This is a genomic window from Novosphingobium barchaimii LL02 (assembly GCF_001046635.1).
Taxonomy (GTDB): Bacteria; Pseudomonadota; Alphaproteobacteria; order Sphingomonadales; family Sphingomonadaceae; genus Novosphingobium; species Novosphingobium barchaimii.
In genome coordinates, this window is sequence record NZ_KQ130455.1 from 140,279 (window position 1) to 153,898 (window position 13,620).

At 66.9% G+C, this 13,620-nt stretch carries 10 protein-coding genes; 4 read left to right on the forward strand and 6 right to left on the reverse strand.

Annotated features, from left to right (window positions below):
• Window positions 1-28: 28 nt before the first annotated feature.
• Entirely contained in the window at window positions 29-2,080 is a 2,052-nt protein-coding gene (locus V474_RS15055; protein ID WP_059152296.1) for a protein-disulfide reductase DsbD family protein, read from the reverse strand.
• A 133-nt stretch (window positions 2,081-2,213) separates the two neighbouring features.
• Here V474_RS15055 and V474_RS15060 point away from each other — a divergent pair, with 133 nt between their 5' ends.
• Window positions 2,214-3,887 (forward strand): alkaline phosphatase family protein, encoded by a 1,674-nt coding sequence (locus V474_RS15060; protein WP_236711281.1) that lies wholly within the window; start codon window positions 2,214-2,216, stop codon window positions 3,885-3,887.
• Window positions 3,887-5,149: an FAD-dependent monooxygenase gene (locus V474_RS15065; protein WP_059152298.1), complete on the forward strand. Its 1,263-nt coding sequence runs from the start codon at window positions 3,887-3,889 to the stop codon at window positions 5,147-5,149. The genes V474_RS15060 and V474_RS15065 overlap by 1 nt, the downstream gene beginning before the upstream one ends.
• An 11-nt stretch (window positions 5,150-5,160) precedes the next feature.
• Here V474_RS15065 and V474_RS15070 read toward each other — a convergent pair whose 3' ends face one another.
• The 5 genes from V474_RS15070 to V474_RS15090 all read right to left on the reverse strand — a co-directional run bounded on the left by V474_RS15070 (window position 5,161) and on the right by V474_RS15090 (window position 9,143).
• Complete coding sequence (locus V474_RS15070) at window positions 5,161-5,754, reverse strand: nucleotidyltransferase family protein (protein ID WP_236711282.1); 594 nt, start codon at window positions 5,752-5,754, stop codon at window positions 5,161-5,163.
• Complete coding sequence (locus V474_RS15075; RefSeq protein ID WP_059152299.1) at window positions 5,751-6,764, reverse strand: XdhC family protein; 1,014 nt, start codon at window positions 6,762-6,764, stop codon at window positions 5,751-5,753. The genes V474_RS15070 and V474_RS15075 overlap by 4 nt, the downstream gene beginning before the upstream one ends.
• A complete protein-coding gene (locus tag V474_RS26410) occupies window positions 6,764-6,943 on the reverse strand; it encodes a hypothetical protein (RefSeq protein WP_059152300.1) in 180 nt (59 codons plus the stop codon). The genes V474_RS15075 and V474_RS26410 overlap by 1 nt, the downstream gene beginning before the upstream one ends.
• Window positions 6,944-7,015: 72 nt before the next feature.
• Window positions 7,016-7,735 (reverse strand): murein L,D-transpeptidase catalytic domain family protein, encoded by a 720-nt coding sequence (locus V474_RS15085; protein WP_059152301.1) that lies wholly within the window; start codon window positions 7,733-7,735, stop codon window positions 7,016-7,018.
• A 163-nt stretch (window positions 7,736-7,898) separates the two neighbouring features.
• Window positions 7,899-9,143, reverse strand: coding sequence for a polyhydroxyalkanoate depolymerase (locus V474_RS15090; protein WP_059152302.1), 1,245 nt, complete (start codon window positions 9,141-9,143; stop codon window positions 7,899-7,901).
• A gap of 226 nt (window positions 9,144-9,369) precedes the next feature.
• Between V474_RS15090 and V474_RS15095 the strand changes: the two genes are divergently transcribed.
• Window positions 9,370-11,205: an ABC transporter transmembrane domain-containing protein gene (locus V474_RS15095; RefSeq protein WP_059152303.1), complete on the forward strand. Its 1,836-nt coding sequence runs from the start codon at window positions 9,370-9,372 to the stop codon at window positions 11,203-11,205.
• 227 nt (window positions 11,206-11,432) lie between these two features.
• Entirely contained in the window at window positions 11,433-13,586 is a 2,154-nt protein-coding gene (locus V474_RS15100; protein ID WP_059152304.1) for a M13 family metallopeptidase, read from the forward strand.
• Window positions 13,587-13,620: the final 34 nt, after the last annotated feature.

The following is a 13,620-nucleotide window of genomic DNA, read 5'->3' on the forward strand; positions in this document are numbered from 1 at the left end:
AAGAATGGGCGGTGCTAACTGGGTAAAACTACGAGCCCGCTTTTTGCGCCAGCAGCGCCGGGGTCAGCACCTGCGGCAGCGTCTCGGGCTTTGCGCCCTTCGCATACCAGACGTAAAGCGGCACCCCGGCCGCGCCCCGCGCGGTGAGGTAGCGGGTGATTTCGGGATCGCGGCGGGTCCAGTCACCGCGCAGGACGACGACGCCGGCCTTTTCGAAGGCGGCCTTCGTGTCCTCGCGCTCGATCGCGACTTCCTCGTTGACCTTGCAGGTCAGGCACCAGTCGGCGGTCATCCACACGAACACCGGCCTGCCTTCACCCTGCGCCTTGGCCAGGGCTTTGGCCGAGAACGGTTTGGCGTTGATGATCGAGGCCGTTTCGCCGGGCTGATGCTGCGGCTCCGGCATCGTCAGCACACCGACGGCGAGCACGGCAAGGGCCAGGCAGGCGGGGATCAGCGCGGGGCGGCCGCGGCGCTGGTTGCGCCCGGCAAGCGCCAGAAGCGCCAGCAGCATCGCCGCCAGCGCCAGCACGTAGGACAGCGTTGCCGCGCCGCCAAGACGCCACACCAGCCATGCCAGCGCCAGGGCGGTCAGCGCCATCGGCACTGCCATGATCCGGCGGAAGGTGACCATCCATTTGCCCGGACGGGGCAGGCGCCGACGCAGGGCCGGTACGAAGGCGATGGCAAGGAAGGGCAGCGCGATACCCAGGCCCAGCGCCGCGAACAGCGTCAGCGCGGGGGCCACCGGCAGCAGCAGGGCGGCGCCCATCGCACTTGCCATGAACGGGCCGGTGCAGGGCGTCGCGACGAAGGCGGCGAGCAGTCCGGTCGCGAACGACCCCTGCGCGCTGCCGCCGCTGGCGAAGCCCGGCACGGCGAATTCGAACAGGCCCAGCAGATTGGCGGTGATCGCAGCAGCCAGCACGAACAGCGCGACGACGACTGCCGGTTCCTGCAACTGGAATGCCCAGCCCACTTGCTCGCCGCCCGCGCGCAGGGCCAGCAGCGCCGCGCCCAGGATCAGGCAGGCGGTGATGACACCGGCGGAATAGGCCAGCCCTTCGACCCGTGCATGGGCTTCGCTTTCGCCGGCGCGGGCAAGGCTCAGCGCCTTGAGCGACAGGATCGGGAAGACGCAGGGCATCACGTTGAGCAGCAGGCCGCCCGCCACCGCCGCCAGCAGCAGCCAGGGCAGGGCGGGCAGTTCGGGCGCTTCGGTATCGCTCGCCACAGGTTCGCCGCCGGTGGGCACGGGGCCGGGCTTGGCGGTCAGCGCGATGCCGTTGCCGAAGCCGTCGAGGCGCAGCACGGCGTCCACCGTCCCCGCTGCGGGGGAGGCGAAATCGGGGCGCGGGATGGTCACCAGCAGGACGTCGCCCTTGCGGCTGAACATCTGCGCCGCTGCGTAATTCACCAGCTTGTCCTCGCGCACGAACAGGTGCGGCGCCTCCAGCTTGACCGAGGCGGGCAGGGGGATCGCCAGGCGCAGTGTCTTGTCGGTCAGCGCAAAGGCGGCGGGGGCATCGAGCGGGGCGGGAAGGGCGCGCGTCCACTCGTCAAAGCGCTTGGCCGTCTTCTTGTCCGGCGCCGCGCCGACAACGATCTCGGTCGCGAGTTCGGCGCGTTCGGGGACGCACAGCTGTTCCGTGCAGGCCAGCCACTGTGCCTTGACGCGGACCGGCAGGCGGGTGCCCGCGGTCGCCTTTTCAGGCAGCGTCACCGGCACCAGAACCGCATATTCCTTTTCGTAGACGTGGTTCATCAGGCCCTGCACCACCAGCGTGCGGGGCACCGGGTAGGCCGGTTCGCCAACGCTGGCGCCTTCGGGAAGCTCCCACGCCAGCTGCATGCCCAGCCCCGCGTCGCCCGGATTGATCCAGTAGCCGTGCCAGCCCTTTTCGGGCGACATGCGGATCGCCAGCGTCGCCTTGCCGTCCACGATCGGACCGGCGACCAGCTCCGCCGCGATATGGGTGGGCGCCGCCTGGGCGGGCAGGGCACTTGCGAGAAAGACTCCCAAAAGCGCCGTGAGTTGACATAGAACCGTCACAAGGGCGGCGTAGCGGCGCGAGGTCATGATGCTTCCCGTGTGTTGGCCAATGGGCTTGCACTACCCTTGCACGCGGGTGGCGATCCGATCACCGATGCATTTGCCCTCAACGCGCAGACTTTTCAAGGAACCTCCCCCAATGCGGCTCCCTAATCTTCCGATGGCCTTTTCATCGCTCGCTGTCGTCCTCGCGCTTGGCGCCGCCGCTCCGGCCTTTGCACAGGACACTGCCCCTGCCGCACCTGCGCAGGCCCCCGCGCCCGCGGCGCCCACGACCCCGCCCAGGCTGATCGTCGCGATCTCTGTCGACCAGTATTCCGCCGATCTGTTCCAGCAGTATCGCGAACGCTACACCAAGGGCCTCGCGCGCTTGCTGCAGGGCACGGTGTTCCCCTCGGGCTTCCAGTCTCACGCGGCGACGGAGACCTGCCCCGGCCACTCCACCTTGCTGACCGGCGTGCACCCCAATCGCACGGGCATCATCGCCAACAACTGGTTCGTCCCCGGCATCGGCCGCGACGACAAGCAGGTGTACTGCTCCGAAGACGAGACGAATCCGAAAAGCACGTCCGAGGATTCGGTCATCAGCCCCGATCACCTCAAGGCACCGACCCTGGGCGATCTCCTCAAGAAAAAGAACCCGGCCACCCTCAACGTCGCGGTATCGGCCAAGGACCGCGCGGTCGTGATGATGAGCGGCCACACCGCCGACGCCGCCTACTGGCTCAAGGGCAAGGGCTTCACCAGCTTCGAGGGGCGCAAGCTGTCCCCCGCCGCGCTGGCAGAGAACAAGGCGCTCGCCGCCAAGGTCGCGGCAGGTGCGGCCGAACTGCCGGTGCCGGGCTGGTGCGGCGACGTTGACCGGCCCACCGATGTGGGCGGTTTCACCATCGGCACGTACCGTTTCCCGCTGAAAGCCGGCGACATGAAGGGTTTTTCGAACAGCCCGCGCATGGATGAGGCGACCACCGATCTGGCCATCCGCCTGCTCGACGAAATGCCGCTGGGCAAGGATGACGTGCCCGACGTGCTCTCGGTCAGCTACTCGGCCACCGACAAGGTCGGTCATGCCTACGGCAACGAGGGCGTCGAGATGTGCATCCAGATGAACGTCCTCGACCAGACGATCGGCACGCTGCTCGGCGCTCTGGATGCGCGCGGGCTGGACTATGTGGTCATGCTCAGCGCCGACCACGGCGGCGCCGATGCCCCCGAGCGCATGAAACTGCAGGGCGTGCCCGATGCCGCGCGCCTCGACCCGTCGCTGACCGACGAGGGGCTGTCGGCCTCGGTTTCCAAGGTCACCAGGATCACCCCCAAGTCCGGCCCGCTGCTTTACGGCGCAGGCGGCTCGGGCGATATCTGGCTCAACGCCGGGCTCACCCCGGCGCAGCGCAGGAAAGTGATCGCCGAGCTGGTCAGGCAGCTCAAGGCCAACCCGCAGATCTCGGGCGCCTACACCGCCGAGGAACTGAAAAAGGTCAAGGTCCCCAGCGGCCATCCGCAGGATTGGAGCGAAATCGAGATCGTCGCCGCCTCCTTCGATCCGACCCGTTCGGGCGACGTGCTGATGATGACGAAGCGGGCCGTCGTGCCCGGCACCAAGGCGGTTCCCGGCTACACCGCCACTCACGGCAGCCCCTGGGACTACGATCGCCGCGTGCCGATGCTGTTCTGGCGCAAGGGCCAGGTCCGCATGGAGCAGGCGCAGCCGGTGGAGACGGTGGACATCGCCCCGACCCTCGCCGCGCTGGTGGGGCTTTCCGAGCCGGCCGGCACCTGGGACGGCAGATGTCTCGACATCTACGCCGGGGAGTCCGATAGCTGCTCGTGATGAGCGACTCGAATACGACTGCACCGAATACGGCCCTTACGCCCTCCGGGGGTGAACGCCGTGACCTGATCATCCTGGGCGGCGGCCTTGTCGGCATGACGCTGGCGCTGGCCGCCGCAAAGGCCGGGATCACCTCCCACGTGATCGACCGGGCTGACCCGGCCGATCTCGTGGCCGAGGGCGCGGATGCGCGCGCCTCGGCCATCTCTACGGCGAGCTGGAACCTGTTCACCAATATCGGCCTTGCCGAACGGCTGAAACCGCTCGGCTGCCCGATCGATTCCATTGCCGTAACCGACGGGATGAAGCCGGGCCGGATCGATTTTACGCCCAAGCCCGAAGAAGGCTCGCTGGGCCGCATGTTCGCCAACCGTGACTTGCGGATCGCCCTGTTCGACGCCGCGCGCGAAGAGCCGGCCATCGCCTGGCATGTAAGGACCGAGGCGGTGCGCCGGGATCGCGGCCCCCACGGCGTCGAGGTGGAGCTTGCCGACGGGCGGATACTCACCGGCTCGCTGCTGGTGGCCGCGGAGGGGCGCCAGTCGCCCACCCGCGATGAAGCCCGCTTCGCGCTCGCCAAGTGGGATTACAGGCACCGCGCCACCGTGGCGGCGCTGTTCCACGAAAAATCGCACGAAAACACCGCCTGGGAAATCTTCTACCCCGCCGGTCCCTTCGCGCTGCTGCCGCTGCTGGACGATGAACAGGGCCGCCATCGCAGCGCGCTCGTCTGGACCGTGGCCGAAAAGGATGCGGCCGGGGTCATGGCCATGCCAGATGCGATGTTCGTCAACGAGGTCGCCTCGCGGATGCACGGGGTGCTGGGCGCGATCTCGCTCGCCGCGCCGCGCATGAGCTACCCCTTGCGTTTCCATCATGCGGGCCGCGTGGTGGACGAGCGCCTTGCGGTGATCGGCGATGCGGCGCACGGGATGCACCCGATCGCGGGACAGGGGCTCAACCTTGGCCTGCGGGATGTCGGCGCTCTGGTAGAGGTACTTACCGAGGGTATGCGCCTCGGGCTGGAACCCGGCGATGCGCAGATGCTCGCGCGGTATGAGAAGTGGCGCAGCCTCGATACCTTCATGGTGATGTCGGTGACGGACGGGCTGACTCGCCTGTTCGGCATCCCCGGCCGCCTGCCCAGCGCCGCGCGCCGTCTGGGAATGGGCGCGGTGCAGCGCCTGCCCGCGCTCAAGCGCTTCTTCATGGACGAGGCGCGGGGCATGTCGGGCAAGCTGCCGGAGCTGCTGCGGGCATAGCCTTCAGATCGTTATGATGGACCTGCGGCCCGGGCCAGATCGTCCGGGCGGTCCACGTCGAAATGGATCGCGGGATCTGTGCAGTCGACGAATGTCACATCATCCCTGCGGCGCAGCAGGCGTCCGGCGCCTTCGTCCCCGGTAAGGGCGCAGATATCGGCGAATGCGCGGGATGACAGCAGGACCGGATGGCCGGGGCGGCCTCCCTGGCGCGGCATGGCGGCATAGGCCGGGCCGATCGCCGCAGCCAGGCTTGCGGCCAGCCCATGCGGAATCCGGGGCATGTCGCCAAGGAACACAAAGGCGCCCTTTGCGCCGCTCACCGCCGCGACGCCGGTCTTGAGTGTGTCTGACAGCGCGGTGCTGGCAAGCCGCACAACCTCCACCGCAGGCTTGCCCGGGCATGGCTCCAGCGTGAGGCCGGGCCGCGTGACGACCACGACTTTCGCCACGGGCGCGGCGCGGGCGGCGCGGATCGCATGGGTCAGCAGGGGGGCACCGTCCAGCGGTGCAGCGAGCTTGTCGCTGCCGAAACGGACGGCGTGACCAGCGGCGAGAACTATTGCCGCGAACCAGTCACCCGGCAGGCATCCATCGGCGGTCACGCGCGCTCGCGCGCCGGATTCAGGGCCTGCATGATTTCGGCGATGATGCCTGTCGCCACTTCCCACGGCGATTTTCCCAGCCCCGGAACGCCCGGCGAGAGGTGCAGCCGGGCCAGTTCCTCAGCGCTGGCACCAGCCGCTTCCAGCGCGGCGAGGCGTTCGCCCGCGCGCGATTTCGCGCCGATCATGCCGACATAGCCAGCGTGCCCGCGCAGCGCGGCAAGGCAGCCTGCCAGATCGTGGTGATCCTCATGCGTCGCGCCCAGATAGGCCGTCCAGCGATCGACCTTGAGCCGGGCCAGCGCTTCGGCGGGTTCCTCGCGCAGATATTGCGCCACCGGGAAGGGCGGGGGCGCCTGAGGGCCGCCGGGGCGCAGCACGATCGTCTCGAATTGCGCCATGGCCCCCAGCCGAGCGGCGGCAAGGGCGCCGGGATCACCGCCCGAGACGATCAGCCGGCGCGGCGGATCGTAACGCCGGGCGATGCGAAACGGTTCGTTTGTGAAGGACAGCAGCGGGCCGGCGTCTTCAGTGACGGACTGCGTCTCGCCGTCGCTGACCCAGGTGCAGGAACGGCGCTCCGCCGCGTGGCGCAGCAGGCCGCGCAGGGCGGGCGAATCGCTTGTGACCCGTTCGAGCAGGACATGGAGTGCGCCGCCGCAGCGCAGCCGCAGGTCGATCCAGGGGCTGCCCATGCCGTAGTGCAGGCGCCGGGGCCGGCCATCGGCAAGCACCCCGGCGGCATGGTTGGCGACATCGCCTTCGATGCAGTCGCCCGAGAAGTAGCCGCTTGCCGAAACGCCGCCGTCGGCGCCGGCTGCGAACAGCATCTGCGCGCCGGGGCCCCTCGGAGCGCTGCCGGCAACCTGATAGAGTGTCGCCAGCGCGGCCGGGCGGCCAGTTGCTGCGTGCCGGGCAAGCGCGGGACGGATATCATCGACCCAGCCGAACTCGGGCCAGTCGGCGCTTTCGATCTCGCCGGTGAGGGGCTGGTCTGCCAGGGTTGTCATCAGGTTTGTGCAGCCCCGCGCCGCCCCGCGCCGCGCTCACCCGTGTCTTCGACCAGCGGGTAGCCGGTGCCCGCGGTGATCTCACGGATGGTAAGCTGCTCGAAGGATATTTCCTCGAACAGCGCCAGAAGGGCAGCGGTCAGCGCATTGCGTTCTACGCCTCTCAGGCTGGTTTTCATGAGCCATTCTGTATCATTTGGCGGGTCCGGTGTCTAACCGGCTCTGGCCGATGTCTGCGATACGAGCGGGGATCAGCCCTCGCCGATACGGTCCGCAAACAGCAGGCGCCCGCCTGATATGTGCCACAGCGCTTCGTTGAAGTCGGAGTTGCTCATCGCGAAACAGCCTTCGCTGCGGCCGAGCTTGCCCCACTTTTCGATCATGGTGGGGTCCACGTACCATGCGGGGTGCATGACGATCGCGCGTGGCAGCGCCATCGAATTGTCGTTGTCCAGTCCGACGAGGCGGATCGAGGTGCCGTACTTGCCCTTGTACCATTCGGCGGTGAGGTAGGCCCCGCGTGAGGTCGCCTCGGAGCCGGGCGTGTTGGAGAAACTTTGCAGCCAGCCGCTGTGCGCCGGATCGGAGCCGCGTCCGTGGGCCACCAGGAACGAGCGCACGGTCCCGTTCTCCAGATTGGCGAAATGCAGGCGCGGCTTCCACGATGGCTGCGCGAAATCGACGATCCCGACCACGTCCGCACGCCACAGATGCCCGCGCACGCGCTGGGCCTGGAGCGACGCGACCTGAAGAACGCGATTCTGATATGAGGTCAGCCCGCTGGCCAGCGCCGGGGCCGTGGAAAGGCCGGTCGGAAATGTGCTTGCCAGCGTAGCGGCGGCGCCTTCGCCGGGCGATGCGGCACCTGAACTCAGTTCTTCCGCCGCGAAGGCGCGAGATGGAAGGGCCAGGCCGAGGCCTGCTACGAGACTGCCCTTGAGTACTTTCCGCCGGGAATGGGTGCGATCCATAGTTGCACTAATAACACAACCTGGCGCAGCGATCTACCGTTCCGTCGAGCGATTGGCGCACCCGCAGAGCGCTCTGGCGCATCCAGGCCGGAGCGGGGCAATTTACACGAACGCGTGGTCCCGGTTTTACCCCGGTTTTACCCGGGACCACGCGATCCGCGAATCAGGCCACCACCTTCAACGACTTGCGGCTGTGCTGGGCGATCCAGTCCTCCAGCACCGGAGCGATTCGGTTTCGCCACTTGCTGCCGTTGAAGATACCGTAATGGCCAACTTCCTCGGCCAGATAATACTTCTTGCTCTTCTCGGGCAGGTGGCTTGCCAGGTGCAGTGCGGCACGGGTCTGGCCGATGCCGGAAATATCGTCACGCTCGCCCTCGACGGCCAGAAGCGCCGTGTCGCGGATCCCCGACAGATCGATAACCTCGCCGCGGTGGACGAATTCACCCTTGGGCAATGAGTGTTTCTGGAACACGTGTTCCACCGTCTGGAGATAGAAGTCGGCGGTCATATCGCACACGGCGCGGTATTCATCGTAGAACGCCTTGGTCGAATCCGCGCTGTCGCCGTCGCCGGCGACCATGTGCTTGAACATGCCGTAGTGGCTCATCATGTGGCTGCCCAGGTTCATCGCCATGAAGCCGGCCAACTGCAGGAAGCCCGGATAGACCCTGCGGCCGGCGCCTGGGTACATCTGCGGCACAGTGGCAACGACGTTGTTCTCGAACCAGGAAAGCGGCTGCTGCATCGCCACGTCGTTGACGCTGGTGGGCGCCTCACGGGTGTCGATCGGGCCGCCCATCATGGTCAGTGTGGCAGGGCGGCAGGGATGCCTCTTGGCGCCCATGATTGCCGTGGCGGCATAGGCGGGAACCGACGGCTGGCACACTGCGAGCATATGCGCGCCGGGGCCGATGTGGTCGAGGAAGTCGATGACGTAGTCGATATAGTCGTCGAGGTCGAACTTGCCGGCGCTGGCGGGAACCAGCTTCGCATCGGCCCAGTCGGTAATGTAGACTTCGCAGCTTTCCGCCATGCGAGCCACCGTGCCGCGCAGAAGAGTGGCGTAGTGGCCGCTCATTGGTGCGACGATCAAGAGCTTGGGGGCATTTGCCGGCAGGCCCGGATGCTCGAAGCGCAGCAGGTTGCCGAAGGGGCGATGGAGCACGATCGATTCGGTGACGGGATGGGTCTTGCCGCCCACGGTCACCGTCTCGATCCCGAAAGCAGGCTTGCCGCGCGGAGCAGCGGCATGCGCGAATACGTCCAGTGCCGAGGCCATGACAGGGCCCAAGCCGAAGTAACCCATTGGAAGTTTGGGATTGCTCAGCATTTCCGCGCCAACCGATGCCCATGCGGCGGCACCGCTCATCATCGTACGCTGCAGTTCGTAGGCGTTGTAAAGCAAAGTGAATCTCCTGGCCGAAATCGGCCGTCAATCGGTCAATTAAACCATGATCTGGGCACTAGGGGTTAATGGTGCAACGCGGCAATTACGAAATCTGTTAGTCGTATTTCGCGCAAATCCACCGCTTCGTCGCGAATTTCCCATATTCCGGCTGCTCTGGCATCAAGAAAGTCATTGTACCCAAGGAGGCCTTTTCCTTCATCGCGCCAAGCTGTAAGGGCGCGCGATGGACACGGCGCAGGGCATATCCGCTTCATCTGAAGACACCGCCGCACCGGCGAAGCGCAGCAGGAGCCGCAAGGGAAACCTCGGCCCCTTGCGCATGGTCTGGCGCGAGATGCTCAAGTATCCGGGCTGGATGGCCATGGCGGGCCTGGCGCTGATCACCACGGCGACTTCGACCCTGGCCATCCCGTTCGGCTTCCGCCAGATCATCGATCAGGGATTTGCGAAAGGCGCCGATCCCCATGCGATCCGCTGGTGGTTCGCGGCGCTGCTTGGCGTGGTGGTGGTGCTGGCTATAGCCACCGCGATCCGGTTCTACTCGGTCTCCTGGCTTGGGGAGCGCGTCATTGCCGATATCCGCCTGCGGGTACAGCGGCACATGCTGACGCTGGCGCCGGGTTTCTTCGAGGAAAACAGTCCCAAGGAAATCTCCTCGCGCCTGACCGCCGACACCGCGATCATCGAGCAGATCGTCGGCACCACGGTATCGGTGGCGCTGCGCAATGCCATCATGGCGATCGGCGGGGTGATCTACCTGTTCGCGCTGGAGCCCCGGCTGACCGCGGGCCTGGTGATCGCCATTCCCGTCGTGATCGTGCCTATCGCGATGTTCGGACGGCGGCTGCGTGCGGTATCCCGGTCTAGCCAGGACCGCGTTGCCGACATCGGCGCTCTGACCGGCGAAGTTCTTGGTGCGATCAAGATCGTGCAGGCGTTCAATCAGGAAGGCCGCGAGCATGAGCGGTTCGCCGCCGCCGTCGAACGCACGTTCGATACCGGCAAGAAGCGCATCTTCATCCGCTCGGTCATGACCGCGGTGATCATGTTCCTGATCTTCGGCGCGATCACGGTCATCATGTGGTGCGGCGCCATCGGTGTTGCCGCCGGCTCGATCACGGGCGGCACCATCGCCGCTTTCGTTGTCACCGCAGGCATCGTGGCAGGCGCGTTCGGCTCGCTGACCGAGGTCTACGGCGACCTTGTGCGCGGCGCAGGTGCCGCCAGTCGCCTTGCCGAACTGCTGGGCGAGCGTCCCACCATCGCCGCGCCTGCGCGCGCCCTGCTGCTGCCTGAGCCGCCGCGCGGCAAGCTCGCTTTCGAGCGCGTGACTTTCCGCTATCCCTCACGCCCCGACCTGCCGGCGCTGCACGATTTCAACCTGACCATCGAACCGGGCGAGACAGTGGCGATCGTCGGACCTTCGGGCGGTGGCAAGTCGACGCTGTTCCAGCTTGCCGAGCGTTTCTACGATCCGCAGAGCGGCGCCATCAAGATCGACGGCGTGCCGCTCGCCTCTGCCGATCCGGGGCAGATTCGCGAGCGCATCGCGCTTGTCCCGCAGGAAGGCGTGCTGTTCGCCGCGAGCGCCCGCGACAACTTGCGCTATGGCAACTGGCAGGCCGATGACGCCGCGATCTGGGAAGCGGCCCGCGCCGCCAACGCGGAAAGCTTCCTGCGCGCGCTGCCGCAGGGCCTCGATACCTTCCTGGGCGAAGACGGCGCCCGCCTTTCCGGCGGCCAGCGCCAGCGTATCGCGATTGCCCGGGCATTGCTGCGCGACGTGCCGATCCTGCTGCTGGACGAGGCGACGAGCGCGCTCGACGCCGAGAGCGAGAGGCTGGTGCAGGACGCGCTCGACCGGTTGATGGCGCACCGCACCACGCTGGTCATTGCCCACCGCCTCGCCACGGTGCGCCAGGCAGACCGGATCATCGTCATGGACGCCGGCCGTATCGTCGAACAGGGCACGCACGACAGCCTGACCCGGGCCGGCGGGCTCTATGCGCGCCTTGCCTCGCTTCAGTTCGACAGCCCGCCGATCATCCCGCTGGGTTGACGCCTGCTCTGGGGACGGCGCTGCCTCCAACGGAGGGAGCCTCGTTTAAGGGAGCGGTGCCAGCCGTGATTGCGGCGGATTTGCCGCTCATCGCAAGGCAGAGGCGATCCGACGCCATTTTCGGCTGGCATTGCGCGGGATGACAATTATGTTGCGCGCCATCGTGGGCCGTCGTGGCCCAGCCGTAATATCCTGTCGTACCCCCATTTTCACGAAAAGGTCAGGACATGTCCCGCTTCTCCGGCAAGGTGCTCGCTTCGAGCGCTGCTGTTTCCGTTTTCGCTCTCGGCTTTGGCCTGTCGTTCACCGCTAGCGCACAGGAAGCAGCCCCCGCTGCCAAGCCGTCGCTCGCGCCTTCTGCCGACTGGGGCAAGTTCGGGGTCCAGACCCAGTGGATCGACAAGTCGGTCAAGCCGGGCGACGATTTCGACGCCTACGTCAACGGCACCTGGAACAAGACCGTCGAACTGCCCGCCGACCGTACGCGGTGGGGCTCGTTCATCGAGCTGAACGACTTGTCGGAACAGCGCGTTCACGCGATCCTCGATGAGCTGGTCGCCTCCAACCCCGCGCCGGGTTCGGACGCCGCGCGCATCGCGGCCGCCTACAAGGCGTTCATGGACACCGGCGCGATCAACGCGGCTGGTCTTGCCCCGGCCAAGCCCTACCTTGACCGGATCAAGGCGGCGAAGACCCCCGCCGATCTCGCCCATCTGTTCGGCCAGCCCGGCTATGCCTCGCCGCTGGGCGCCTATGTCGGCGCGGATGACAAGCAGAGCGACATCTACGCGCTCAACATCGGCGTCTCCGGCCTCGGCCTGCCCGACCGCGACTACTACCTGAAGAACGACGAGCGTTCGGTCACCCTGCGCGCCCAGTACCAGACGTATCTGGCGTTCCTGCTCGGCAAGGCCGGCTATCCCGACGCGCAAGGCGCCGCCAAGGCGGTGCTGGCGCTTGAAACCAGCATCGCCCAGGCCGACTGGGACCGCGCCGCTGCGCGCAACCCCGACCTCACCTACAACAAGCTGCCCGTCGCCGAATTCGAAGCCATGGGTTCGCCCGGCGTGGTGAAGGGCTTCCTCACCAGCCTCGGCGCGCAGAAGGCCACGTATGTGCTCGCCGCCGAAATCCCGCCCACGGCCGAGGAACTGAAGGCCGCCCGCATCGATGCGGCAAAGGCGCAGACGCTGTTCGGCGGCGGTGTGCCGGCGGTGATCAAGCTGGTGGACACGGTGCCGGTGGCGACCTGGCAGGCCTACATGACCGCGCATTTCCTCAGCGACAATGCCACGGTCCTGCCGTCCGAAATCGACGACGCGCGCTTCGCCTTCTACGGCAAGACGCTGTCCGGGCAGCCCGAGCAGCGCGCCCGCTGGAAGCGCGGCATCGCGGCGGTCGAAGGCATGGCCGGCGAACTGGTCGGCAAGATCTACGCCGCGAAGTATTTCCCGGCCGAGCAGAAGGCGGCGATGACCGACCTTGTCGCGAATCTGCGCAAGGCCATGGGCGTCAACCTCAAGGACCTGGCGTGGATGAGCCCCGCCACCCGCGTCGAGGCCAAGGCCAAGCTGGATGCCTTCACGCCCAAGATCGGCGCTCCCGCGACGTTCAAGACGTATGAAGGCCTTGCCTTCTCGCCCACCGACCCGCTGGGCAACGCCGTCGCCGCCGGCGCCTGGCAGAGCGCCTTCGACATGAACCGCATCGGCCAGAACGTCGACCGCGCGGAGTGGGGAATGCTGCCCGAGACGGTCAACGCCTACTACAATTCGACCTTCAACGAGATCGTCTTCCCCGCTGCGATCCTGCAGCCGCCGTTCTTCAACCTGACGGCGGACCCGGCGGTCAACTACGGCGGCATCGGCGCGGTGATCGGTCATGAAATGGGCCACGGCTTCGACGATCAGGGCGCCAAGTCCGATGGCACCGGCAACCTGCGGGACTGGTGGACTCCGGCCGACAAGGCGGCGTTCGAAAAGCTGCAGGACAAGCTGGCGGCGCAGTATGACGCGCTCTGCCCGTTCGATGACGGCAAGACCTGCGTGAACGGTCACCTCACCATGGGCGAGAACATCGGCGATCTTGGCGGCCTCAGCCTTGCCTACCGCGCCTACAAGCTGTCGCTGAACGGCAAGCCGGCGCCTGTGATCGACGGTTTCACCGGCGACCAGCGCTTCTTCATGGGCTGGGCGCAGGTATGGCGCTCGAAGGTGCGCGAGGCGCAGGCCCGCCAGTTCCTGATCACCGATCCGCACTCGCCGCCGCAGTACCGCATCAACGGGATCGTTCGTAACTTCGACGAATGGTACAAGGCGTTCGGGGTGAAGCCGGGCGAGAAGCTGTACCTGGCTCCCAAGGACCGCGTGCGTATCTGGTAAGCGGCTGCGCAGGCCCACCCCGCCATTCAGACGA

What these genes read in the sequence shown, in the direction of transcription:
- V474_RS15085 (WP_059152301.1), bottom strand. Translation starts at nt 7,735, where the DNA reads ATGGATCGCACCCATTCCCGGCGGAAAGTACTCAAGGGCAGTCTCGTA.
- V474_RS15075 (WP_059152299.1), bottom strand. Translation starts at nt 6,764, where the DNA reads ATGACAACCCTGGCAGACCAGCCCCTCACCGGCGAGATCGAAAGCGCC.
- V474_RS26410 (WP_059152300.1), bottom strand. Translation starts at nt 6,943, where the DNA reads ATGAAAACCAGCCTGAGAGGCGTAGAACGCAATGCGCTGACCGCTGCC.
- V474_RS15055 (WP_059152296.1), bottom strand. Translation starts at nt 2,080, where the DNA reads ATGACCTCGCGCCGCTACGCCGCCCTTGTGACGGTTCTATGTCAACTC.
- V474_RS15100 (WP_059152304.1), top strand. Translation starts at nt 11,433, where the DNA reads ATGTCCCGCTTCTCCGGCAAGGTGCTCGCTTCGAGCGCTGCTGTTTCC.
- V474_RS15060 (WP_236711281.1), top strand. Translation starts at nt 2,214, where the DNA reads ATGGCCTTTTCATCGCTCGCTGTCGTCCTCGCGCTTGGCGCCGCCGCT.
- V474_RS15095 (WP_059152303.1), top strand. Translation starts at nt 9,370, where the DNA reads ATGGACACGGCGCAGGGCATATCCGCTTCATCTGAAGACACCGCCGCA.
- V474_RS15065 (WP_059152298.1), top strand. Translation starts at nt 3,887, where the DNA reads ATGAGCGACTCGAATACGACTGCACCGAATACGGCCCTTACGCCCTCC.